Here is a 2,306-nt window from a genome sequence, read left to right on the forward strand (position 1 = left end):
ACCCTGCGTCCTGTCCTGCACGACGGTCACATAGTCTTCCTTGGTGTAGTTGATCGCGACCGCAGCGCCCAGATCTCGGCAGAAATCGCAGGCTTCATCTGTCGCCGCGGTCGTGAAGACCTCGACCCCGAATGCCGAGGCGAGCTGGATCGTGGCGCTGCCGATGCCACCGCTGCCGCCATGAACCAGCAGGCGGCGGGCCTGGAACAGGTTGCCCTGCATCGCCAGGTTGAACCAGATCGTATAGTAAACCTCGGGCAGGGTCGCCGCCTCGGTCATGCTGACGCCCGGCGGGACATACAGGCATTGCTCGGCCGGGGTGCGGACATATTCCGCATAGCCGCCGCCGGGGGTCAGGGCGCAAACCTTGTCCCCGACGACAAAGCCTGTCACATCCGCGCCGACCTCGATGATCGTCCCCGCGACCTCGAGCCCTGGCAGATCGCTGGCGCCGGGCGGAACGTCGTAGCGGCCTTGCCGTTGCAGGACGTCGGGATAGTTCACCCCGGCAGCAGCGACCTTGATGATCACATCGCCTGCCTCGGGTTTCGGCGGTTCGCGCAGGGCGGGGACCAGAACCGAGGGATCGCCCGGTTGGCTGATCTCGACACAACGCATCTGGGTATCGGAAGCTTGGGACATTCTCGTCGACTCCTTGGATCGAATGGTGACGCGGTCTGCAGAGACCGATCAGGGATCTTTTGGCTCCCCCAGGACTTGCGTTGGCCTTGGGGGAGCTATGGGTGGTAGGGAACGTCAATCGTTCGCCCTGAACCCGAGCTTTTTCCCGATTTTGGTTGCGAAGAACTCGCCGACCAGCCCGCGTCGGAACAGCAGCACGCAGACCATGAACACCACGCCGGTGATGATGGTGACGGGGAAGTCGGAGGTGGCGAGGTAGTTCTGCAGCGTGACCACCAGCCCTGCGCCGACGATGGGGCCGAGCAGCGTGCCGATGCCGCCCAAGAGCGTCATCAGGATCACCTCGCCCGACATCTGCCAGGTCACGTCGGTCAGCGTCGCGAACTGGAAGATCAGCGCCTTGACGCCGCCCGCGAGCCCGGCGAGCGCCGCCGACATCACGAAGGCGCCCAGCTTGTAATGCTGCACCGAATAGCCCAGCGAGATCGCGCGTTGCTCGTTCTCGCGGATCGACTTCAGGATCATGCCGAAGGGCGAGTTCACGAAGCGCCGGATGATCAGCAGCCCGATTACGAACACCGCCAGCACGAAGTAATACATGTTCATCGGCCGGTTCAGGTCGATCAGCCCGAACAGATGCCCGCGCGGCACCGACTGGATGCCGTCCTCGCCATGGGTGAAGGGCGCTTGCAGGCAGAAGAAGAAGAACATCTGCGACAGGGCCAGCGTGATCATGGCGAAATAGATGCCCTGGCGGCGGATGGCGATGGCGCCCATCACCAGCCCCAGCGCCGCCGCGCCGGCAACGCCCAGCAGGATGCCCGCCTCGGGCGACCAGCCCCAGACCTTGACCGCATGGGCGGTGAAATAGGCCGCCCCGCCGAAGAAAGTGGCATGGCCGAAGGACAGAAGGCCGGTATAGCCCAGCAGCAGGTTGAAGGCCGAGGCGAAGAGCGCGAAGGCCAGCAGCTTCATCAGGAAGATCGGATAGAGGAACAGCGGCGCCACCAGCAGCCCGGCCAGGGCGATGGCGACCAGCACCAGCTGGACCTGCCCGGCGCGCGGATGGGCCGCGACATGGTCCGAGGCGACGGTTTCGGATTTTGCGGCCATGTCAGGCATCCTTTCCGAAAAGGCCCGCGGGCCGCAGGATCAAGACGATCGCCATGATGACGAAGATCACGATGTTCGAGGCCTCGGGGTAGAAGACCTTGGTCAGCCCCTCGACCACGCCCAGCATGTAGCCGGTGACGATGGCGCCCAGGATCGAGCCCATGCCGCCGACCACCACCACGGCGAAGACGATGATGATCAGGTTCGAGCCCATCAGCGGGCTGACCTGGTAGACCGGCGCCGCCAGCACGCCGGCGAAGGCCGCGAGGCCCGCGCCAAGCGCATAGGTCAGGGTCAGCAGCAGSGGCACGTTGACGCCGAAGGCCTGCACCAGCGTGGGGTTCTCGGTCGCGGCGCGCAGATAGGCGCCGAGCTTGGTCTTCTCGATCAGCAGCCAGACCGCGATGCAGACCGCAAGCGAGGCCACGACCACCCAGCCGCGATAGATCGGCAGGAACATGAAGCCCAGGTTCACCGCCCCGGTCAGCTGCGAGGGCGGCGCATAGGGCTTGCCCGAGGCGCCGAAGAAGTAGCGAAACGTCCCCTCGATC

The 2,306-nt window shown here is 65.0% G+C and carries 3 protein-coding genes; all 3 read right to left on the minus strand.

Annotation, left to right across the window (positions count from 1 at the left end):
• On the minus strand, positions 1-642 hold a 642-nt coding region (locus AQY21_RS06105; protein WP_152988130.1), incomplete at its 3' end, for an alcohol dehydrogenase catalytic domain-containing protein.
• A 114-nt stretch (positions 643-756) separates the two neighbouring features.
• On the minus strand, positions 757-1,755 hold the full coding sequence (locus AQY21_RS06110; protein WP_058096874.1) for a branched-chain amino acid ABC transporter permease: 999 nt from the start codon (positions 1,753-1,755) through the stop codon (positions 757-759).
• A 1-nt stretch (position 1,756) separates the two neighbouring features.
• A partial coding sequence (locus AQY21_RS06115) for a branched-chain amino acid ABC transporter permease (protein WP_161905949.1) occupies positions 1,757-2,306 on the minus strand: 550 nt, incomplete at its 5' end.

It is taken from the genome of Paracoccus sp. MKU1, assembly GCF_001447385.1.
Classification (GTDB): domain Bacteria; phylum Pseudomonadota; class Alphaproteobacteria; order Rhodobacterales; family Rhodobacteraceae; genus Paracoccus.